Source organism: Bradyrhizobium sp. 25ACV, from assembly GCF_054863005.1.
In genome coordinates this window covers 238,451-257,960 of the sequence record NZ_JAVAYO010000001.1, presented here as the reverse complement: position 1 = coordinate 257,960, position 19,510 = coordinate 238,451, and the positions used below count along the sequence as shown (strand labels likewise).

Below are 19,510 nucleotides of genomic sequence, written 5' to 3'. Positions count from 1 at the left end.
TGCCGTGTGCGAAAAAGAAAGGGGCGCATCGCTGCGCCCCTTGTTGATCCCTGCAATGTCAGCGGCGGCTACGCCGTCTCGGTCTTTGCAGTGGTCTCGGCGCTGCCGGTTGCGGTGTTCGCGCTCTCGGCTTCCTTGCCGAGGATGAAGGAGCGGCGCATCGGCTTGATCACGAACAACGCCGTCAGCGCCGCCGTCGCGTTCAAGGCGACCGCGACCACGAACACGGCCTTCCAGCCGTACGTCGCCGAGATCACGCTGGCGAGCGGGACGAGCAGGGAGGCGGTGCCTTTCGCGGTGTAGAGCATGCCGTTGTTGGTGGTCGCGAATTTCGAGCCGAAGGTGTCGCCGCAGGTCGCCGGGAACAGCGAGTAGATCTCGCCGAACACGCCGAAATACACCGCGGTCGCGAGCACGAACACGACCGGGACATGACCGTAGGCCGACAGCGTCAGCAGCATCAGCGCCGCGGTGCCGAAGGCGATGAACATGGTGTGCTCGCGGCCGATCGTGTCGGAGACCCAGCCGAAGAAGGGGCGTCCGAAACCGTCGAGGATGCGGTCGAGCGAGATCGCGAAGGTCAGTGCCGCCATCTGGAAGCCGGCCAGCGTGACCGGGGTGTCGGCGATCTTGAAGTCGTGCGCGATCGGGCCGATCTGCGCCGCGGTCATCAGGCCGCCGGATGCGACCATGACGAAGACGAGATACATCACCCAGAAAATAGGGCTGCGCAGCACCTGCGGCGGGGTGAAGTCGATCTTGGTCTGCGGCAGGTTGAGCTGCTTCTTCTTCGGCGGAATCGAGAGCCGCGGCGGCTGGATGAAGAAGGCGAGCACGAACACGATCACGCCCTGGCCGATGCCGAAGGTGAAGAAGGCGTGCTGATAGCCGCTCGATGCGATCATGGTCGCGATCGGCACGATGGTGAGCGCGGCGCCCGCGCCGAAGCCTGCGGCAGTCGCGCCGGCGGCAAGGCCCCGGCGGTCGGGAAACCATTTCAGCGCGTTGCCGACGCAGGTGCCGTACACCGCGCCCGCGCCCATGCCGCCGATGATCGCGGCCGCGTAGAGCAAGGTGAGACTGTCGGCATAGGAGTTGAGAATCCAGGACAGTGCGATCATCACGCCGCCGAACATGACGACGATGCGCGGGCCGTATTTGTCGACGAACCAGGCCTCGATCGGCACCAGCCAGGTCTCGGTGACGACGAAGACGGTGAAGGCAAGCTGGATCGCGGCGCGTCCCCAGTGATGGGCCGCATCGATCGGATCAACGAACAGCGTCCAGCCATATTGCAGGTTGGCGATCATCGCCATGCAGATGATGCCCATGACGAGCTGGAGCCAACGGAAACCGGTGCGAAGAGGCGCGGCCGTGACGGCGCCGTCCGTGCTGGAAATCATCAATAACCTCCCAACGCGCCTGATTGATCACGACTTGGGATGGCAAGATGACCCAGTGTCGCAAATATTGTGGCTTATCGTCGCAAGCGCGGCGCGGAGCTTGGTATACCATATTCCAGAATGCAAGCCCTATCTGCGGCGGATTGTCACAAATCTGCGGTTCCATTGGAGCGGGAACGGCGCTGCAAAGTCGCCAAAACGAAAACGCCCGGCCGTGAGGCCGGGCGTCTGCTCGATGAAGAGCTGCGATGGAGCGTGTCAGACGGTCGATTTGGCGACCACGACCTTGCGCCAGGGCTTGAGCACCGCGATCGCCAGCAGCGAAGCCAGGATGTTGGCACCGGCCGCGATGATGAACACGCTGTCCCAAGTGCCCGACGACTGCTGCATGTAGTTGCCGATCGGGACCAGCAGTGCGGCGGTGCCCTTCGCAGTGTAGAGCAGGCCGGCATTGGTGGTCGCGAACTTGGCGCCGAACGTGTCGGTGCAGGTCGAGGGGAACAGCGAGTAGATCTCACCCCAGGCGAAGAACACGAAGCCCGAGAGCAGCACGAACCAGATCGGATCGTGGCCCCAGAGGTAGAGCATCCAGATGCCGAACCCTTCCATGCCGAAGGCGATGAACATCGTGTTCTCGCGGCCGATCATGTCGGAGATCCAGCCGAAGAACGGACGCGTCAGGCCGTTGAGCACGCGGTCGATCGTGGCCGCGAAGGTCACCGCCGTCATCGTCACCGCCATCAGCGTGACCGGCACGTTGTCGACCTTCCAGTCGGCAGCGATGGGCTTCAGGTTGGCCGTCACCATCAAGCCGCCGGCGCCGACGATCACGAACATGAAGTACATCAGCCAGAAGATCGGCTGACGCAGCACCTCGGTCGGCTGGTAGTTGCGCCGGGTCTGCAGCAGATTGGCATTGGCCACCACGTTCGGCACCTGGCCCGCTTTCGGCGCGAGCAGGAAGAAGGCGAGGATGCAGATGATGATGCCTTGTCCGAGGCCGAAATAGAGGAAGGTGGTCTGGAATCCACTGTCCTTGATCATGGCCTGGATCGGCGCGACGGTGAGCGCGGAGCCCGCACCGAAGCCCGCGGCGGTGATGCCCGCGGCAAGACCGCGCTTGTCCGGGAACCACTTCAGCGCGTTGCCAACGCAGGTGCCGTAGACGCCGCCGGCGCCGATGCCGGCGATGATCATGCCGAGATAGTAGCCGTTGAGCGAGGTGGCCTGGGCGTTGATCGCCCAGCCGATGGCGCAGAGCACGCCGCCGACCAGCACGACGATGCGCGGTCCGTATTTGTCGACGAACCATCCTTCGACCGGGACCAGCCAGGTCTCGAACAGCACGAACAGCGTAAAGGCCCATTGGATCGACGCGCGATCCCAGCCGAACTTCTTCTGGATGTCAGGGACGAAGAACGTCCAGCCGTACTGATAATTGGCGATCATCACCATCGCGGCGACGCCAACTGCCAACTGCGTCCAGCGATAGGCGTCGCTGACGCGCGCGACGCTTGGGGCCGCTGTTGACTGCACCATGTCTGTCATAAAAAACCCTCCCGAAGGCGCCGATCATTTTTATGCGTGCGCTGGTCGCATCCTGGTATTCATTATGCCAAGATTCAAGCGAAGGACTGGAGGGTGCGGCGAAATATCGCGGCTTTATCACATGCGCCATGGCTGGGCGATTGTAAAGCCCCAATCGCTTTCGGCCTGCGATCAACGCATTGATTTCGTGAGAAGTCTTCCCCGTTGCGGCGAAGCCGCAAGCAGCTGGTGGGAACCTACGCATCCGAAATTTTCAGCTTCTGGGTCGGTCGAGCGCGCGGCCCCCTCGCACATCGGTGCGCGGCTGCGTCGTGACTGCTCAGTCGTGGAATTCTGTATTCCAGAAGTTCGGCCGCATGGCGGGTTTAACGTCGGCCGCCGACGCGATTGCGCCGGGGCGCGCCTTACGCCATCGACATGCGCAGCCGGCTGTAGCCTTCCTGGATCGCGGACCAGAACAGGGCGACCAGGCCGAGCGCCATGATAGTACTGACGAGGCCGTTGGAGAAGAACACCCCGAGCGAGCCCTGCGATCCCAGCAGCGATTGGCGGAAGGCTTCCTCCGCCTTGTCGCCGAGCACGATGGCGAGCACGAGAGGTGCGAGCGGGTAGTTGCACTTCTTCAGGAGATAGCCGAGCACGCCGAACACCAGCATCAGCATGACGTCGAAGGTGCTGTTGTGCACCGAATAGGCGCCGATCGCGCACAGCACCAGGATCAGCGGGGCGATGATGCCGAACGGCACGCGAAGGATCGCGGCGAAGAGCGGCACGCAGGTGAGCACGACGATGAGGCCGGCGAGATTGCCGAGATACATCGAGGCGATCAGGCCCCAGACGAATTCCTTCTGCTCGACGAACAGCATCGGACCCGGCTGCAGGCCCCAGATCAAGAGGCCGCCGAGCAGCACGGCAGCCGTCGGCGAGCCGGGCACGCCGAGCGACAGCATCGGCAGCAGCGCCGAGGTGCCCGCCGCATGCGCGGCCGTCTCCGGCGCGATCACGCCTTCGATCTCGCCCTTGCCGAAATTGTTGCCGCGCCGCGCCAGCCGCTTGGCGATGCCGTAGCTCATGAAGGATGCCGGCGTCGCTCCGGCGGGCGTGACGCCCATCCAGCAGCCGATCAGGCAGGAGCGCAGCGACGTCATCCAGTAGGTGGGCAGCTCGCGCCAGGTCTGAAGCACGACCCGAAGGTTGATGCTGGCATTGCCGCCGCGGAAGGCGAGCCCTTCCTCCATGGTCAGCAGAATCTCGCCGATCCCGAACAGGCCGATCACGGCGATCAGGAAGTCGAAGCCGTTGAGCAGCTCGGTGACGCCGAAGGTGAGCCGCAACTGACCCGTGATCGAATCGAGGCCGACCGCTGCGAGCGCGAAACCCATCATCATCGCCGCGATGGTTTTGAACGGCGGCTCCTTGCTGAGGCCGACGAAGCTGCAGAAGGCGAGGAAGTACACCGCGAACTTCTCCGCCGGACCAAATCGCAGCGCAAAGCCCGCGACCAGCGGTGCGACCAGCGTGATCATGATGACGGCAAACAGCGCGCCCACAAAGGAGGAGGTGAAGGCGGCCGTCAGGGCTTCGCCGGGCTTGCCCTGCTGCGCCATGGGATAGCCGTCGAAGGTGGTCGCCACCGACCATGGCTCGCCGGGGATGTTGAACAGGATCGAGGTGATGGCGCCGCCGAACAATGCGCCCCAATAGATGCATGACAGCATGATGATCGCCGATGTCGGCGGCATGCTGAAGGTCAAAGGAAGCAGGATCGCTACGCCGTTGGCGCCCCCGAGCCCCGGCAGCACGCCGATGATGACCCCGAGCGTGATGCCGATGATCATCAGCATGATGTTGTAGGGCTGCAGGGCGACCGCGAAGCCGTGAAATAGATTGGCCAACTCTTCCATATCGATACGTCCTGCAGCAGCAATTGAATGAATGCGTGGCCCTTACAGACCGAGCCATTCCTCGAACGGCCCCTTGGGAAGCGGGACCAGGAACCAGCGCTCGAAAACGAGATAGGTCACCACCGGCATGCCGACAGCCACCGCGATGACCGTCAGCCAGCGATAACCGCCGAGCCAGCGCATGAACCAGGCGATGAAGACCATCGAGGCGACGTAGAGGCCGATGAACGGCATCGAGCCGACATAGATCGCGGTGGGCACGACGACGCTCATGACCTGGCGCAGCTGTCCCCATTCCGCGAACAGCCGGCCGTCGTCGTCGCGCTGCGCGTGCCACAGGTTGATGGCACTCGCGCCGACGATGACGGCGCCGACATAGAAGGGGAAGAATCCGGCACGCGGACCCTCCGCGCCCCAGTTGATGCCGGCCTTCAGGCTGCCGAAGATCACGACGAGACCAAAGGCGCCGATCAACAGCGCCATGCCGATTTCCAGCGTCTTGTGGGCCGGGCCGGATTCGGATTGTTCAGTCATGGGAGCTCCAGGCGGAATCGGACTGTTTCGCAGCAGACGGGAGGACGACCGGCGTCCTCATCCGTCATCGATGTCGCGGATCGATTCGGGAATCAATTTCCCGGCGCGAGGAAACCGGCATCCTTCATCAGGCCTTCGTGGCGCTTCTCCTCCGCCTCGATCCATTTGGCGTAGTCGGCTCCAGCCAGGAAGGTCGTGTTGAAGGCGCCGCTCTTCATGAAATCCTGCCATTCCGGCGTGGCGCGAACCTTCTTGAACAGCTCGACGTAATATTCGACCTGATCCTTGGTGGCCTTGGGCGACATGAAGATGCCGCGCAGCATGAGATATTCCATCGCGAGGCCCTGCGACTTGCAGGTCGGAATATCCTTCCAGGCCTTGCCCTCGGCGATCGGCTCGTCATAGGCCATCGGCTGGGCGTCGAAGACGCAGAGCGGACGGAGCTTGCCGCCGCGCCATTGCGCGACCGCCTCGATCGGATTGTTGACGGTGGAATCGACGTGATTGCCGACGAGCTGAACCGCGACCTCGCCGCCGCCCTTGTAGGGGATGTAGGTGAACTTTGCGTCGATCGCCTTCTCGATGCCGACCGTAATGATCTGGTCTTCCTGCTTCGAGCCGGTGCCGCCCATCTTGAATGTGCCGCTTGGTGCCTTCTTCGCGGCGTCGACGTAATCCTTGACGCTGGTGTACGGCTTTTCGGCATTCACCCAGAGCACGAATTCATCCAGCGCCAGCATCGCGACCGGAGTCAAATCCTTCCAGTTGAACGGAATCCCCGTTGCCAGCGGCGTCGTGAACAAGTTCGAGAGCGTAATGATGATCTTGTGCGGATTGCCCGACGACGTCTTCACGTCGAGAAAGCCTTCGCCGCCTGCACCGCCAGCCTTGTTGATGACGACCAGCGGCTGCTTCATGAGATTATGCTTGGTGACGATGCCCTGGATGGTTCGTGCCATCTGATCGGCGCCGCCGCCGGTGCCCGCCGGCACGATGAACTCGACCGGACGAACCGGCTCCCAGGCCGCAAAACTTGCAGTGCTGCCGGCGCATGACATCGCCATTGCCGCCAAAGCGACATTCAGAACGAATGACTTCATCTCGTTTCTCTCCCTGTCGAAACGCGGCCGTTCTTTGCCAGCTCGCGTCAGCCCATCTGGATTCACACGCTTGGGGTCACCTTTGCGGTCGATCTCCCATTGCAGCCTCACCAACCAGAAGTTTATGAGCGGGGACAAGGCGCGACATCCGCTCCTTTGGGCTAAGGCTCCGCCATGATTGGCAAACGTGCCATCTCCTTGGCCGTTCCTGTCCCGCGCTCTGCATCCCCATCCAGCACCTTGGTCGTGCAATCGTTTTTGTTGTCGAATGGTATGCGAGATGCCAGCTGGCTCACAATTGGACGGCCGGCCAAATCGGCGGACCAATCGTCGCAGTTGTGTTCGCGGGCGAAGCGGGGACCAAAAGAAAATGGCCCCGACGAGGGGGCCATTGATCAAAAATAGCGTCGGCGGTTGCCGGCCGGCGCCGTTTCGGCTGCGCAGGGAAGGCCTTCTTACAGGCCGAAACGCGGCAGGTCGCCGTTGTGGTTCGAGATCTCGGCGCTCGCCATCAGGAAACGGTCGACCGCAGCCATAAAACGGCTGAACAGCGAAGAGGAGGGGGCGAAAGCGACGGAAGCGGTCTTGGACATTGGAATTCCCTTTCTTGAGACGATCAGTCTTGGCGTCTCGTTGGGGATGAAACTATGTATACCAGATGCCACTGTCTATGCGCTTGTTTGCATAGCAGCATAGAAATTCCCGCATCGCAGCATAATGCCGGGTTAATGGGGCCGGTTCGGGCTTAAATGGCCCACCAACGGGCTTTTCCGTCTTAGACGCCGTCCTCGGACGCTGAAGATTAGCGATCAGGGGCCTATTCATTCGATTGAAGTGGAAACCGGGGCCCACCGGCGTGCGCCTGAAGCGAGCCTCAATGGCCGAGGGCTTTGCAGGGCAAGGCTTTCTTGGCAGGGCAAGGCTTGGCAGGGCAAGTCAAAGCCGCTAGTGGTCTGCCCCCTTCCAATCATCTGTCAGAGTGGTTCATGTCGAGCGCCTCGCCCGCCGTCTCGATCGGCATCGATTTTGGGACCAGCAATACGGTCGTCGCCCTTGCCGCGGACGACCGCCGGGTCGAGGCCATCCGCTTCGATCACGGCGGACAGCGTCACAGCACCTATGTGTCGGCGCTGTGCTTCTGGGAGGACCGGCCAGGCGCCGGCGCCCAGGCCGAGGGCGGCCCCTGGGCGATCGAGACGTTCCTCGAGGGGCGCCACGTCTACCGCTTCCTGCAGTCGTTCAAGACGTTTGCGGCGAGCAGCAGCTTCAACACCACGCAAGTGTTCCGGCAGCGCTTCAAGTTCGAGGATATTCTGGCGGCGTTCCTGCGGACGCTGGCGCGCCATGGCGGCGACAGGTTCGGCTTCGAGACCTCGACCATCACGGTCGGCCGCCCGGTGCGCTTCGCCGGCGGCAATCCGGACGAGGCGCTGGCGATGCAGCGCTACCGCGCCGCCTTCGAGCGCCTGGGCGCCGGCCACGCACGCTACGTCTACGAGCCCGTGGGCGCGGCGTTCTCCTTCGCGCGCCGGTTGGAGCGCGATGCCACCGTGCTGGTCGCGGATTTCGGCGGCGGCACCAGCGATTTCTCCGTGATGCGTTTCTCGCGCGCGGGCGGCAGCCTTCGCGCCGAGCCGCTCGGCCACGCCGGCATCGGCATCGCCGGCGACACGTTCGACTACCGCATCGTCGACCACGTCGTCTCGCCGCGGCTCGGCAAGGGCTCCAGCTTCCGCTCCTTCGACAAGGTGCTGCCGATCCCCAGCGGCCATTACACCAACCTCGCGCGCTGGCATCAGCTCGCGATGATGAAGAGCAACGGCGATCTGCGCGAGCTGAGGGAGCTTGCGCGCACCGCGCTGAAGCCGAAGCTGCTGGAGGATTTCATCACCATCGTCGATCTCGACCTCGGCTTTTCGCTGTACCGCGCGGTGTCCGACGCAAAGGTCGCGCTGTCGGCGCAGGACGAGGTGGATTTCCGCTTCAAGGGCGGCGGCGTCGACATCGGCGCGGCCATCACGCGGAAGAAATTCGAATCCTGGATTGCCGACGACATCGCCCGGCTCGGGGCCACCGTCGACAAGGTGCTAGCCGAAGCCGGCATCACCGCGCGCGAGATCGAGAAGGTGTTCTTGACCGGCGGCACGTCCTTCGTACCGGCAGTGCGAAAACTGTTCGCCGAGCGGTTCGGCAACGAACGGCTGATGTCAGGCGACCAGTTCGAGTCGATCGCCTACGGCCTCGCGTTGATCGGGCACAGCCCTAACCCGGACCGCTGGACTGCCGGCGGCGGGCTCGAGGCGAAAGCGCGGGCTTAACGATTCTCCGTCATTGCGAGCGCAGCGAAGCAATCCAGAATCCCTCCGCGGAAACACTCTGGATTGCTTCGCTACGCTCGCAATGACGGCGTGGGTAGAACGGCGCATCGGATCGAACAGTGCCGTAGGGTGGGCAAAGCGAAGCGTGCCCACGTGCCTGTCGCCGTATCGGGAAGATTGTGGGCACGGCGCAAGTGCGCCTTTGCCCACCCTACGGCACCAACGCCTTCGCTACTGATTGATCTCGGGCTCGACCAGCTTCGCCAGATTGCGTAGCGATTCCTGCCAGCCGAGATAGCAGGCCTCCGGCGGGATCACGTCGGGGATGCCGGCCTGCGTGATGTCCACTTCGGTGCCAACCGAGACCTTCTTCAGGATCACGGTGACCTGGATCTCGCCGGGCAGGTTGGGATCGTCGAACCTGTCGGTGTAGCGAAGGCGTTCGCCGGGCACGAGCTCGACATATTCGCCGCCGAACGAATGGCTGTTGCCCGTCGTGAAATTCCGGAACGACATCTTGAACGTGCCGCCGACCTTGGGCTCGAAATGATGCACGGTGCAGGTGAAGCCGTTCGGCGGCAGCCATTTCGCCATCGCATCGGCCTCCAGGAAAGCGCGATAGACTTTTTGCGGGCTGGTGGCGAGAACGCGGTGCAGGCGGATCGTGCTGGGCATGGTTGTTATCCTCAGTGATTGATGGGCCCGAGATTGGCGTCTATGGCCCATTCATGTCACGAGGACGACCGGGAAGCCGCCGATCCGACATGGCATCTCGTTTTTTTGTCGGCGGTCCTTCTGGCCGGGTTGCTAGATCGCTGCGACATCCTGTGGCGCCATCGTGAATGCCAGCCCGTAGCGGCCGATCATGATATCCTCGCGAGCGCCCGCTGCGTGAAGCGACGACGGCGAGAATTGGCCGGCGATCCCTTGGTCAACCACATTGCCATCGTAACCCGACAGCAGGACGATCCAGTCGGCAGCGCCGTCCCTGCCGCGGATCTGCTGCTCGGTGGTGGGCGCGCTCGTGCGAGGCGTGTCGGTGAAGAGGAGGTGGGCGCCTGTCAGCCCCGGCTGCAGCGCCAATGCGCTGAGCGTTTCCGACAGGCGCGTCTGCAATTGCGCATCCCGTCCGGCTTCCGGCGACAGCCTGATGGTGGCAAGCGAGGTCGCCACACCTCCGCCAAAGCTCGCGACGATCCGGCACTGGCTGCGGACCATGCCGAGATGATGCGGCATCATCCTGGTCGACCACGGCGTCGGCGCATTGAGCCGGTCGAGATATCCGCTCGAGGTGAGGACCTCGTACTGCTCGAGCTCGTAGAGCACGAAGAAGCCCTCGGCGTCCGTCGTGCTCGTCCATCGCGACCCGCGCCGGAAGCCGGGAATGCTCATCCGCTCCGGGAAGTGTTCATGCGAATGCCAGTCGCCGAACTCGGTGCGCTGCTCGGGGCGAACGCTCCACCACATCGCGACGGCGGCCTTGCCCAGTAGTGACATGGTGACCTCCCATTCCGAGCAGCAAGTCAGCCCGAATGTCTACGCCTGGTCAACGGAAGCCACAATTCCGCAGCCGTTCCTCGTTCAACTCCTAATCCGTTTCGCCAGAGGGGGGCCCCGCGTAGTCGCCTCAAACCTGGGATCTGTTCCGCCGAGGTCCCTGGTGCAATTAAGCTTGGCCAAGCCTTGCAAGTGGGGATGGTGGGGTATACCCTGAATTGGTTCGTTCAGCCGCTGTGCCTTGTTGAATGCGCCCGCGGGCTCCTTTTCCATAGACATCGACGAATTGAATTGGTTCTGCGTGAGCGTCACGCGGAATGTGCGCTTGCGCGCTTTGGAGAAGAAAATGACGACAGGTACCGTGAAGTGGTTCAACGGCCAGAAGGGCTTTGGATTCATTCAGCCCGACGACGGCGGCAACGATGTGTTCGTTCACATCAGTGCGGTCGAGCGGGCTGGTCTTGCGGGTCTCGCTGAAGGCCAAAAGGTCAACTTCGAGGCCAAGACCGACAAGATGCGGGGCAAAGTCAGCGCTGAGAATCTCTCGCTGGCTTGAGTTCGCCAAGGCATGATCCGGAAAAGTGCGCAGCGGTTTTCCGGAAAGATCATGCTTAGACAACAAATCTAAGAGCGCGATGACGGTTCATCGTGATCGCATCGCGCTTTGGGGCCGTTCACGGATGTACTGAAACGGCCACGCTGCCCGCTCGATTGTAAGGATTGAGCGGGTTTTGTCTATTCGGAGCAGGGTGAAGGATGAGCGCCAGGAAATCGGCAGAACCGTCACCCGAAGGTATCGCGCGTTCCAACCGTCAGCGCCTGGCGGCTGAAGAAGGAGCGCGCGCGATGGCGGATGCCGAAAAGCAGGCGGTCGACGTTCGCAAGAACATGGCGCGCCTTCGGGAGCTGCGCGAAGCCAAGGAAGCGGCCGACGCAGCCCTTCGCGCATCAATGCCGGCACCAACCTCGACGAGGCGCAAGAAGAAGCCGCCGCAATAATCGACTTCAGCAGCGCCGCCGACGAAATCTGGAGAGGACCGGTCACATGCCAAAGAGTGCGGGTCGTGCCTAGAGCCAAGTCGGACGGCGGTGGCACAATCACCTTTTTCCTGGCGCTTGGCGCAGGCCGACAGATGTGCCGGCTCGCGACTACGTTCCAAACGCAGAAACAGGCTTTCAGCTATCTTCAGAAACACCGCACGGAGTTCGAGCGCATCGCGCGGACCCGGCTGGCGTCCGGGGAGCTCGAAGACGGCATCGTCGTTCTCTCGATGCTCTAGCTCAAGATCAGGTGCCAATTCGGCGGCCTTCACCGGCCGGATGTCAGATCGTAACCAGCGACAGGGCGCTTCCTATTCGGGCAAGCCTTTTTCAAGCAGCTCCTTCGACTTTGCCTCGCGGGCTAATCGCTCCGCCTTGAGCCGCTCCCGATTCTCGTTGAGGGAGTGCTGGTCCTTCGCATAGTCAGTCATGGGCTTCTGCGTCTTGACAGGCTTGAACGCCTTGTTGGCTTCGCGTTTGGCCCGATCAGAGGATTGATCTCTCAACATTTCGACCTCGCTTCGATCAGTGGGCGTGACCCGCAAGTGCCGGACGCGACGCCTCCCGCTTGCAAGCTGATTAGTCACCCTCTGAACGGGAGGGTGGACAATCCTTCAGTGTTGGGCGGGTCTGGCGCGAGGCTGGGTCACTCGCCGTGGAGGCGGCACGCTCGCACTGCTGAGAGCATGCCGGTCGAAGCAATAACGGCCGGCCTGCGGTTCGGTTCCCTTGGCCCGAACAAAAAGGCCGCCGAAACCGGCGGCCTTTCGTCGTCCACTGATAGGTCCGCTTACTCCGCGGCCTGCTTCTGCGGCGGGTCGAGCGCGCCGGACTTGTGGATGTCGGCGACCTGGTGGTCGCTGAAGCCGAGCACGGAGCGCAGGATCTCGTCGGTGTGCTCGCCGAGCAGCGGGGAGCGCTCGACGTCGCTCGGAGAATCCGACAGCTTGATCGGGTTGCCGACCGAGATATACTTGCCGCGGGTGGGGTGGTCGACCTCGACCAAGGTGCCGGTGGCGCGCAGCGACTGGTCCTCGATGATCTCCTTCATCGACAGGATCGGGCCGCAGGGGATGTCGTCCTTGTTGAGGATTTCCATCGCCTCGAACTTCGTCTTCGTCATCGTCCACTGCTCGATGCGGGCGAAGATCTCGTTGAGGCGCGACAGCCGGGCCGGCGGCTTGGCGTAGTCGGGATGAGTCTTCCAGCCGGGTTCGCCGATCACGTCGCAGATCTTCTCCCAGACCGGCGCCTGGGTGATGAAGTAGAGGTAGGCGTTGGGATCGGTCTCCCAGCCTTTGCACTTGACGATGCGGCCGGGCTGGCCGCCGCCGGAATCATTGCCGGCGCGCGGCACGGCGTCGCCGAACGGAATGCCTTCGCCGTACTGGCTGTATTCCTTCAGCGGGCCATGGGCGAGGCGCTGCTGGTCGCGCAGTTTTACGCGGGCGAGGTTGAGTACGCCGTCCTGCATCGCAGCCGTAACCTTCTGGCCCTTGCCGGTGACGGTGCGCTGGTAGAGCGCGGTGACGATGCCGAGCGCGAGGTGGAGGCCGGTGCCGCTGTCGCCGATCTGCGCGCCGGTGACGAGCGGAAGACCGTCGCGGAAGCCGGTGGTGGAAGCGGCGCCGCCGGTGCACTGCGCGACGTTCTCATAGACCTTGCAGTCTTCGTACGGTCCGGGGCCGAAGCCCTTGATCGAGGCGACGATCATCTTCGGGTTGATCGCCTGGATCTTCTCCCAGGGGAAGCCCATGCGGTCGAGCACGCCGGGGCCGAAGTTTTCCACCAGCACGTCGCACTTCTTGATCAGCTCGGTGAGGACTTCCTTGCCCTTGGGGTTCTTGGTGTCGAGCGTGATCGAGCGCTTGTTGTGGTTGAGCATGGTGAAATACAGGCTGTCCACGTTCGGGATGTCCTGCAGCTGGCCGCGGGTGATGTCACCCACGCCCGGACGTTCCACCTTGATCACGTCGGCGCCGAACCAGGCGAGCAGCTGCGTGCAGGTCGGTCCTGATTGAACGTGGGTGAAGTCGAGAATGCGAACGCCCGTGAGCGCTTTGGTCATGCTGTTGCTCCGTACTCTGTGTCTGCCCCCGCCAACCGCAGGGAATTGAGGGTTGAGGGGTGGACTTACTTCTTCTTCTGCAGAACGCTCTGCGGATTGAGGTTGCCGATACGGCCGCTCTCCGAGCCCGCGGCCGGATCGATCACCGCGTTGATGAGCGTCGGCTTGCCGGACTTCATGGCTTCGTTGACGGCGCGCTTGAGCTCGTCGGGCGAGGTCGCGTTGACGCCGACGCCGCCGAAGGCTTCCATCATCTTGTCGTAGCGCGCGCCCTTGACGAATACCGTCGTCGCGGGATCGGCGTTGGCACCGTTGACGTCGGTGCCGCGATAGATGCCGTCATTGTTGAAGATGACGACGCAGATCGGAAGGTTGTAGCGGCAGATGGTCTCGACCTCCATGCCGGAGAAGCCGAAGGCCGAGTCGCCTTCCACTGCGAGCACGGGGTGACCGGTCTCGAGCGCGGCCGCGATCGCCTGGCCCATGCCGATGCCCATCACGCCCCAGGTGCCGACGTCGAGACGCTTGCGCGGGCGGTACATGTCGATGACGCCGCGGGCGAGGTCGAGCGTGTTGGCACCTTCGTTGACGAGGATCGCCTCGGGGTACTCCTTGATGACGTTCTTCAGCACGCCGAGCGCGCCGTGATAGTCCATCGGCGATTTGTTGTTCATGAGCTTCGGCGCCATCTTGGCGACGTTCTCTTCGCGCTTGGACGAGATCGCCTTGGTCCATTCGGCAGGCGGGGCGGTCCAGCCCGAAGCCATCGCCTGGTTGAAGGCGGAGACGACCGAGCCGATGTCGCCGACCACGGGCGCGACGATTTCGACGTTGGAGTCCATCTCGCGCGGCTCGATATCGACCTGGATGAACTTCTTGGGCGCTTCGCCCCAGTTCTTGCCCTTGCCGTGCGAGAGCAGCCAGTTCAGCCGCGCGCCGATCAGCAGCACGACATCGGACTCTTTCAGCACCGTCGAGCGGGCAGCGCCTGCGCATTGCGGATGCGTGTCGGAGAGGAGGCCCTTGGCCATGCTCATCGGCAGGAAGGGAATGCCGCTCTTCTCGACGAAGGTCTTGATCTCCTCGTCGGCCTGCGCGTAGGCCGCGCCCTTGCCGAGGATGATGAGCGGACGCTTGGCGCTCTTGAGCACGTCGAGCGCACGCTTGACCGAAGCGGGCGAGGGGATCTGCGCGGGCGCAGCATCAATCACCTTGACCAGCGACTTCCGTCCGGCATCGGCGTTCATCACCTGGCCGAACAGCTTGGCCGGCAGGTCGAGATAGACGCCGCCCGGACGGCCCGAGACAGCAGCGCGGATGGCGCGGGCCAGGCCGATGCCGATGTCCTGTGCGTGCAGCACGCGATAGGCCGCCTTGCACAGCGGCTTCGCAATCGCGAGCTGGTCCATCTCTTCGTAGTCGCCCTGCTGGAGGTCGACGATCTCGCGCTCGGATGAGCCTGAGATCAGGATCATCGGATAGCAGTTGGTGGTGGCGTGGGCGAGCGCGGTGAGACCATTGAGGAAGCCGGGCGCGGAGACGGTGAGGCAGATGCCGGGCTTCTTGGTGAGGTAGCCGGCGATGCCCGCCGCATAACCGGCATTCTGCTCGTGGCGGAATGAGATCATGCGAATGCCCTCGGCCTGCGCCATGCGGCCCAAATCCGTGATCGGGATGCCCGGCACATTATAGATGGTGGTGATGCCGTTCAGCTTGAGCGCGTCGATGACGAGATGAAAGCCATCCGTCAGCTCCTGCTCGGTGCCCGGTGCCTCGGACTTGGTCGCGGTATTCAGCATGGGCCTTGTCTCCCTGGTCTCAGATAGTGGGGCGAATTGTTCGCCCTTCTGGTGAACGTTGCTTGGTTAAGTAAACAGTTCCTGGCCGTGCGCTTCGACGTAAGCGGCAAGGCCGAGAGTGTGGTCGCGGGCACGCTTCTCGGCGAGCTCGGTGTCGCGTGCCTCCAGCGCTTCGATCATGCCGAGATGCTCGGGCAGCGAGGTCGCGGTGCGGTCCTTGCGTCCGATGGTCAGCTGGCGATAGCCGCGCACGTGCAGCAGCAGGTCGTTGGTGAGATCGACCAGCACCGGCGATTCCGACAGTGAGATCAGTGCCTGATGGAAGGCGATATTGGCGCGCGAATATTCCTCGACGTGATCCTCGGGCAGGCGGTCCTTGCCGAAATCCTTGAAGTAGTCGCGCAGCGCCGTGATGTCCTTCTTGCGGGCGGTGGTGGTGATGAGGCGCGCGGCCATGCTCTCCAGCGCCGCCCAGGCGCGGATCATGTCGACGATCTCGCTCTTGGTCCTGCGCACCACCATGATGCCGCGGCGCGGCACCGTCTTCACGAAGCCGTCCTGCTCGAGCATCGCGATCGCTTCGCGGATCGGGGTGCGGCTGACACCCAGACGTTCGGACAGCGCGCGCTCGTCGAGCATCACCGGCTCGGGCGTCGAATAGATGTCCATCCTGAGGATGGCTTCCTTCAAGGCGTCATACGCCTTGTTCTTGAAGCTGCTCTCCGGGGCAATACGAACGATTGCGATATCTGCCTCGGCCATGTTCGGCAACGCCTTGGTTGGTTTCCGCAGTGACACGACGAATCTCCTCCAGTGGGAGTCGTCTTTTACAGGATTATTAACGGGAAAGTTTTTGGCATACCACATGCCAGAATGTCAAGCTGGCTATTTTTTGCGGCGTTCTAAGTGATGCCGCAGCTTGACAAGTTGGCTTCTGGCATACCAAATGCCATCGCCAGCCATTTTTGATCCACGGCGGCGGAGTAATCTGGCGCTTGTGCCGCTCCGTTCCGCGGAATGGAACAGAGCGCGGCGAATGGCAAGCATCACGGGCAGCCGCAAAACCACGCGCGCGCTTTGAAAAGAACGAACTGAGGTCAAGGGAGAAGCCACATGTCCAATTCCAAAGAAGCCGTCCGCAAGGTGCTTGACCAGGTCAAGGCGGACAACCGCACCAGCCTGACGGCGCCGGAAGGCAAGCTGGTCTGCGACGCTTACGGCATTCCGGTGCCGAAGGAGGGCGTGGCCAAGTCGGCGGGCGAGGCCGGCAAGATGGCGTCGTCGATGGGCTTCCCGGTCGTGATGAAGATCGTCTCGCCGGACATTCTCCACAAGACCGAAGCCGGCGGCGTCATCGTCGGCCTCAAGACCGCCGAGGATGCCGAAAAGGCCTATGAGACCATTCTCGGCAACGCCAGGAAGTACAAGGCCGACGCCAAGATCGACGGCGTCCAGGTGCAGCAGATGCTGGCCGGCGGCACCGAGGTCATCGTCGGCTCGATCACCGACGGCTCTTTCGGCAAGCTGGTCGCCTTCGGCCTCGGCGGCGTGCTGGTCGAAGTCCTCAAGGACATCACCTTCCGCCTCGCGCCCGCGACCAAGGAAGACGCGCTCTCGATGCTCGACGGCATCCAGGCGCACGAGATCCTGAAGGGCGTGCGCGGCGGTGAGCCGGTGAACCGCAACGCCCTTGCCGATGTCATCGTCAAGGTCTCGCAGCTCGTCACCGATTTCCCGGAGATTGTCGAGCTCGACCTCAATCCGGTGTTCGCGACGGCGAAGGGCGCGACCGCCGCCGACGTGCGCATCGTCGTCGACTTCGCCTATGTGCCGAAGCCAAAGCCGCGCCCGACCGAAGAGATCGTCGCGGCGATGAGCCGCATCATGCAGCCGAAGGCGGTCGCCGTGGTCGGCGCCTCCGCCGAGGACGGCAAGATCGGCAACTCCGTGATGAAGAACCTCATCAACGGCGGCTACAAGGGCGACATCTATCCGATCCATCCCAAGGCCGCCGAGATCCTCGGCTACAAGGCCTACAAGAGCGTCAAGGACGTGCCGGGCGTGATCGACACGGCCGTGTTCGCGATCCCCGCCAAGTTCGTCGCGGCGGCGCTGACCGAATGCGGTGAGAAGAAGATCCCGGGTGCGGTGCTGATCCCGTCGGGCTTCGCCGAAGCCGGCGCGCCCGAGCTGCAGGCCGAGATCGTCGAGGTCGGCAAGAAGTACGACATCCGCCTGATGGGGCCGAACATCTACGGCTTCTACTATACGCCCGCCAATCTCTGCGCGACCTTCTGCACGGCCTACGACGTCAAGGGCCACGCGGCGCTGTCGTCGCAGTCGGGCGGCATCGGCATGGCCATCATCGGCTTCTCGCGCTCGGCGAAGATGGGTGTCTCCGCCATCGTCGGCCTCGGCAACAAGTCCGATATCGACGAGGACGATCTGCTCGCCTTCTTCGAGCAGGATCCGAACACGAATCTGATCGCGCAGCACTGCGAAGACCTCAAGGACGGCCGCGCCTTCGCGGAAGCCGCCAAGCGCGTCTCCAAGAAGAAGCCGGTCGTCGTGCTCAAGGCCGGCCGCACTTCGGCCGGCGCGAAGGCGGCCTCGTCGCACACCGGCGCGCTCGCCGGCAACGACAAGATCTACGAGGACGTGCTGGCGCAGTCGGGCGTGATCCGTGCCCGCAGCCTGCGGCAGCTGCTCGAATTCGCCCGTGGCGTGCCGGTGCTGCCGACGCCGAAGGGCGAGAACGTGCTGATCATCACCGGTGCCGGCGGCTCAGGCGTGCTGCTGTCGGATAGCTGCGTCGACAACGGTCTGTCGCTGATGTCGATGCCGCCGGATCTCGATGCGGCGTTCCGCAAGTTCATCCCGCCGTTCGGCGCGGCCGGAAATCCTGTGGATATCACCGGCGGCGAGCCGCCGATCACCTACGTCAACACGGTGAAGCTCGGCCTCTCCGACGAGCGCATCCACTCGCTGATCCTCGGCTACTGGCACACCATCGTCACGCCGCCGATGGTGTTCGCCCGCAACATGGTCGAGGTGAAGAAGGAGATGGAGGCGAAAGGCTTTGTGAAGCCGATCGTCGCCTCGCTCGCGGGCGATGTCGAGGTCGAGGAAGCCGCCGAATATCTCTACCAGAACGGCATCCCGGCCTACGCCTACTCGACCGAGCTTCCGGTCGAGGTGCTCGGCGCCAAGTATAAGTGGGCGCGCGGGGCAGGGCTGCTCTGAGCGTTATCTCTCCAGTCATCCCGGGGCGATGCGACGGGACCGCGCAAGCGCGGCCCGGAGCGTCAAACCCGGGATCTCGAGATTCCGGGTCTGGTACGCCAGGCCCGCGCTACGCGCAGTCCCGGCGCACCATCCCGGAATGACGGATGCACAAGCGGCAGGTCGCGATGAGCAAGAACGTGATCCGGCGCAAATCGCCCGAGCCTCGATCGGCATCGGAGGCCGATAACGACACGCGCGACGGCGGCGTGCAGTCCGTCGATCGCGCGTTGTCGATCCTTGAAACGCTGGCCGAGGATGACGAAGGCTATCGCCTCAGCGATCTCGCGGTGCGCACCGGCCTGTCGGCCTCCACCGTGCATCGCCTGCTCGCGACGCTGGAAAGCCGCCGCTTCGTCCAGTTCGACCGCACGCAATCAAAATGGCATGTCGGCTCGCGCGCCTTCACGGTGGGCGCGAGCTTTGCGCGGCGGCGCAATTTCTCCACACAGGCAATTCCCTACTTACGCAAGCTGCGCGATCTCACCCGCGAGACCGCCAATCTCGCCGTGGTCGACGACGAGTTCATCATCGTGCTGACCCGCATGGAGAGCCGCGAGATCATGCGCTCGCTGACCCAGGTCGGCGGCCGCGTTCCCATGGTGACGTCGGGCGTCGGCAAGGCCGTGCTCGCAACCTATTCCGATGAGGACGTCGGCGCCGTCATCCGCCATCACGGCATGCCCCGGTTGACCGAGAAATCCATCGTGCGGCCGAGCGACCTGTTCAAGGAGCTCGAAAAAATCCGCAAGCAGGGTTTTGCGCTCGACGATGAAGAGGCCTGCATGGGGCTGCGCTGTATTGCCGCAGTGGTCTACAACGACTGTGCCGAGCCGCTTGCGGCGATTTCCGTCTCGGGCATGACCAGCCGCCTGACCGACGACAGGCTGCCGGAAATCGGCCAAATCGTGCGCGACGTCGCCAGCGAACTGACGGTCGCGCTCGGCGGGGTGATGCCGGCGCCGCGCTAACTGGGGAACCCGGGCACTGTCGCTGGACAGCATCGGCCGTTTTGG

General features: G+C 63.3%; 18 protein-coding genes. 6 read left to right on the top strand and 12 right to left on the bottom strand.

Going from position 1 to position 19,510, the window contains the following annotated elements:
- Nucleotides 1–68: 68 nt before the first annotated feature.
- The 6 genes from oxlT (RAD04_RS01100) to RAD04_RS01075 form a co-directional block, all read right to left on the bottom strand.
- Entirely contained in the window at nt 69–1,403 is a 1,335-nt protein-coding gene (gene oxlT / locus RAD04_RS01100; RefSeq protein ID WP_461622282.1) for an oxalate/formate MFS antiporter, read from the bottom strand.
- 258 nt (nt 1,404–1,661) lie between these two features.
- Nucleotides 1,662–2,951 carry an oxalate/formate MFS antiporter gene (gene oxlT / locus RAD04_RS01095; RefSeq protein WP_461622281.1) on the bottom strand — a complete coding sequence of 430 codons (1,290 nt, stop codon included), beginning with the start codon at nt 2,949–2,951 and terminating at the stop codon, nt 1,662–1,664.
- A gap of 404 nt (nt 2,952–3,355) precedes the next feature.
- A complete protein-coding gene (locus RAD04_RS01090; protein WP_028143032.1) occupies nt 3,356–4,855 on the bottom strand; it encodes a tripartite tricarboxylate transporter permease in 1,500 nt (499 codons plus the stop codon).
- Between the two features lie 42 nt (nt 4,856–4,897).
- Entirely contained in the window at nt 4,898–5,389 is a 492-nt protein-coding gene (locus RAD04_RS01085) for a tripartite tricarboxylate transporter TctB family protein (protein ID WP_461622280.1), read from the bottom strand.
- A 92-nt stretch (nt 5,390–5,481) separates the two neighbouring features.
- Complete coding sequence (locus RAD04_RS01080) at nt 5,482–6,489, bottom strand: Bug family tripartite tricarboxylate transporter substrate binding protein (protein WP_461622279.1); 1,008 nt, start codon at nt 6,487–6,489, stop codon at nt 5,482–5,484.
- A 455-nt stretch (nt 6,490–6,944) separates the two neighbouring features.
- Nucleotides 6,945–7,082 carry a hypothetical protein gene (locus RAD04_RS01075; protein WP_162832240.1) on the bottom strand — a complete coding sequence of 46 codons (138 nt, stop codon included), beginning with the start codon at nt 7,080–7,082 and terminating at the stop codon, nt 6,945–6,947.
- Between the two features lie 393 nt (nt 7,083–7,475).
- On the opposite strand from RAD04_RS01075, the gene RAD04_RS01070 reads away from it, so the two are divergent.
- Nucleotides 7,476–8,807, top strand: a complete 1,332-nt coding sequence (locus RAD04_RS01070) for an Hsp70 family protein (RefSeq protein WP_461622278.1) — start codon at nt 7,476–7,478, stop codon at nt 8,805–8,807.
- Between the two features lie 231 nt (nt 8,808–9,038).
- Here RAD04_RS01070 and RAD04_RS01065 read toward each other — a convergent pair whose 3' ends face one another.
- Together RAD04_RS01065 and RAD04_RS01060 are read right to left on the bottom strand one after the other, a co-directional pair.
- On the bottom strand, nt 9,039–9,482 hold the full coding sequence (locus RAD04_RS01065; protein WP_461622277.1) for an SRPBCC family protein: 444 nt from the start codon (nt 9,480–9,482) through the stop codon (nt 9,039–9,041).
- Nucleotides 9,483–9,614: 132 nt separating this feature from the next.
- Nucleotides 9,615–10,304 (bottom strand): hypothetical protein, encoded by a 690-nt coding sequence (locus RAD04_RS01060; protein ID WP_461622276.1) that lies wholly within the window; start codon nt 10,302–10,304, stop codon nt 9,615–9,617.
- Nucleotides 10,305–10,650: 346 nt separating this feature from the next.
- Here RAD04_RS01060 and RAD04_RS01055 point away from each other — a divergent pair, with 346 nt between their 5' ends.
- The 3 genes from RAD04_RS01055 to RAD04_RS01045 all read left to right on the top strand — a co-directional run bounded on the left by RAD04_RS01055 (nt 10,651) and on the right by RAD04_RS01045 (nt 11,584).
- Nucleotides 10,651–10,860: a cold-shock protein gene (locus tag RAD04_RS01055; protein WP_026201564.1), complete on the top strand. Its 210-nt coding sequence runs from the start codon at nt 10,651–10,653 to the stop codon at nt 10,858–10,860.
- A gap of 200 nt (nt 10,861–11,060) precedes the next feature.
- On the top strand, nt 11,061–11,303 hold the full coding sequence (locus tag RAD04_RS01050; RefSeq protein ID WP_461619145.1) for a transcriptional regulator: 243 nt from the start codon (nt 11,061–11,063) through the stop codon (nt 11,301–11,303).
- 56 nt (nt 11,304–11,359) lie between these two features.
- Nucleotides 11,360–11,584 carry a hypothetical protein gene (locus tag RAD04_RS01045; RefSeq protein WP_018315861.1) on the top strand — a complete coding sequence of 75 codons (225 nt, stop codon included), beginning with the start codon at nt 11,360–11,362 and terminating at the stop codon, nt 11,582–11,584.
- Nucleotides 11,585–11,656: 72 nt separating this feature from the next.
- On the opposite strand, the gene RAD04_RS01040 is transcribed toward RAD04_RS01045, so the two are convergent.
- The 4 genes from RAD04_RS01040 to RAD04_RS01025 form a co-directional block, all read right to left on the bottom strand.
- Nucleotides 11,657–11,854 (bottom strand): hypothetical protein, encoded by a 198-nt coding sequence (locus RAD04_RS01040; RefSeq protein WP_104463936.1) that lies wholly within the window; start codon nt 11,852–11,854, stop codon nt 11,657–11,659.
- A 281-nt stretch (nt 11,855–12,135) separates the two neighbouring features.
- The gene (gene frc, locus RAD04_RS01035) at nt 12,136–13,413 is read right to left on the bottom strand and encodes a formyl-CoA transferase (protein WP_018315863.1); all 1,278 of its coding nucleotides are present in this window, start codon (nt 13,411–13,413) and stop codon (nt 12,136–12,138) included.
- A gap of 65 nt (nt 13,414–13,478) precedes the next feature.
- A complete protein-coding gene (gene oxc, locus RAD04_RS01030; RefSeq protein WP_461622275.1) occupies nt 13,479–15,212 on the bottom strand; it encodes an oxalyl-CoA decarboxylase in 1,734 nt (577 codons plus the stop codon).
- A 66-nt stretch (nt 15,213–15,278) separates the two neighbouring features.
- Nucleotides 15,279–15,974: a GntR family transcriptional regulator gene (locus tag RAD04_RS01025; RefSeq protein WP_161966556.1), complete on the bottom strand. Its 696-nt coding sequence runs from the start codon at nt 15,972–15,974 to the stop codon at nt 15,279–15,281.
- A gap of 351 nt (nt 15,975–16,325) precedes the next feature.
- On the opposite strand from RAD04_RS01025, the gene RAD04_RS01020 reads away from it, so the two are divergent.
- Both RAD04_RS01020 and RAD04_RS01015 read left to right on the top strand, forming a co-directional pair.
- Nucleotides 16,326–18,455 carry an acetate--CoA ligase family protein gene (locus RAD04_RS01020; protein WP_461622274.1) on the top strand — a complete coding sequence of 710 codons (2,130 nt, stop codon included), beginning with the start codon at nt 16,326–16,328 and terminating at the stop codon, nt 18,453–18,455.
- A 167-nt stretch (nt 18,456–18,622) separates the two neighbouring features.
- Nucleotides 18,623–19,465 carry an IclR family transcriptional regulator gene (locus RAD04_RS01015; RefSeq protein ID WP_461622691.1) on the top strand — a complete coding sequence of 281 codons (843 nt, stop codon included), beginning with the start codon at nt 18,623–18,625 and terminating at the stop codon, nt 19,463–19,465.
- Nucleotides 19,466–19,510: the final 45 nt, after the last annotated feature.

Bases quoted from the DNA above. Each gene is read 5' to 3' on its own strand.
- oxlT (WP_461622282.1), bottom strand. From the start codon at position 1,403: ATGATTTCCAGCACGGACGGCGCCGTCACGGCCGCGCCTCTTCGCACC.
- oxlT (WP_461622281.1), bottom strand. From the start codon at position 2,951: ATGACAGACATGGTGCAGTCAACAGCGGCCCCAAGCGTCGCGCGCGTC.
- RAD04_RS01090 (WP_028143032.1), bottom strand. From the start codon at position 4,855: ATGGAAGAGTTGGCCAATCTATTTCACGGCTTCGCGGTCGCCCTGCAG.
- RAD04_RS01085 (WP_461622280.1), bottom strand. From the start codon at position 5,389: ATGACTGAACAATCCGAATCCGGCCCGGCCCACAAGACGCTGGAAATC.
- RAD04_RS01080 (WP_461622279.1), bottom strand. From the start codon at position 6,489: ATGAAGTCATTCGTTCTGAATGTCGCTTTGGCGGCAATGGCGATGTCA.
- RAD04_RS01075 (WP_162832240.1), bottom strand. From the start codon at position 7,082: ATGTCCAAGACCGCTTCCGTCGCTTTCGCCCCCTCCTCTTCGCTGTTC.
- RAD04_RS01070 (WP_461622278.1), top strand. From the start codon at position 7,476: ATGTCGAGCGCCTCGCCCGCCGTCTCGATCGGCATCGATTTTGGGACC.
- RAD04_RS01065 (WP_461622277.1), bottom strand. From the start codon at position 9,482: ATGCCCAGCACGATCCGCCTGCACCGCGTTCTCGCCACCAGCCCGCAA.
- RAD04_RS01060 (WP_461622276.1), bottom strand. From the start codon at position 10,304: ATGTCACTACTGGGCAAGGCCGCCGTCGCGATGTGGTGGAGCGTTCGC.
- RAD04_RS01055 (WP_026201564.1), top strand. From the start codon at position 10,651: ATGACGACAGGTACCGTGAAGTGGTTCAACGGCCAGAAGGGCTTTGGA.
- RAD04_RS01050 (WP_461619145.1), top strand. From the start codon at position 11,061: ATGAGCGCCAGGAAATCGGCAGAACCGTCACCCGAAGGTATCGCGCGT.
- RAD04_RS01040 (WP_104463936.1), bottom strand. From the start codon at position 11,854: ATGTTGAGAGATCAATCCTCTGATCGGGCCAAACGCGAAGCCAACAAG.
- frc (WP_018315863.1), bottom strand. From the start codon at position 13,413: ATGACCAAAGCGCTCACGGGCGTTCGCATTCTCGACTTCACCCACGTT.
- oxc (WP_461622275.1), bottom strand. From the start codon at position 15,212: ATGCTGAATACCGCGACCAAGTCCGAGGCACCGGGCACCGAGCAGGAG.
- RAD04_RS01025 (WP_161966556.1), bottom strand. From the start codon at position 15,974: ATGGCCGAGGCAGATATCGCAATCGTTCGTATTGCCCCGGAGAGCAGC.
- RAD04_RS01020 (WP_461622274.1), top strand. From the start codon at position 16,326: ATGTCCAATTCCAAAGAAGCCGTCCGCAAGGTGCTTGACCAGGTCAAG.
- RAD04_RS01015 (WP_461622691.1), top strand. From the start codon at position 18,623: ATGAGCAAGAACGTGATCCGGCGCAAATCGCCCGAGCCTCGATCGGCA.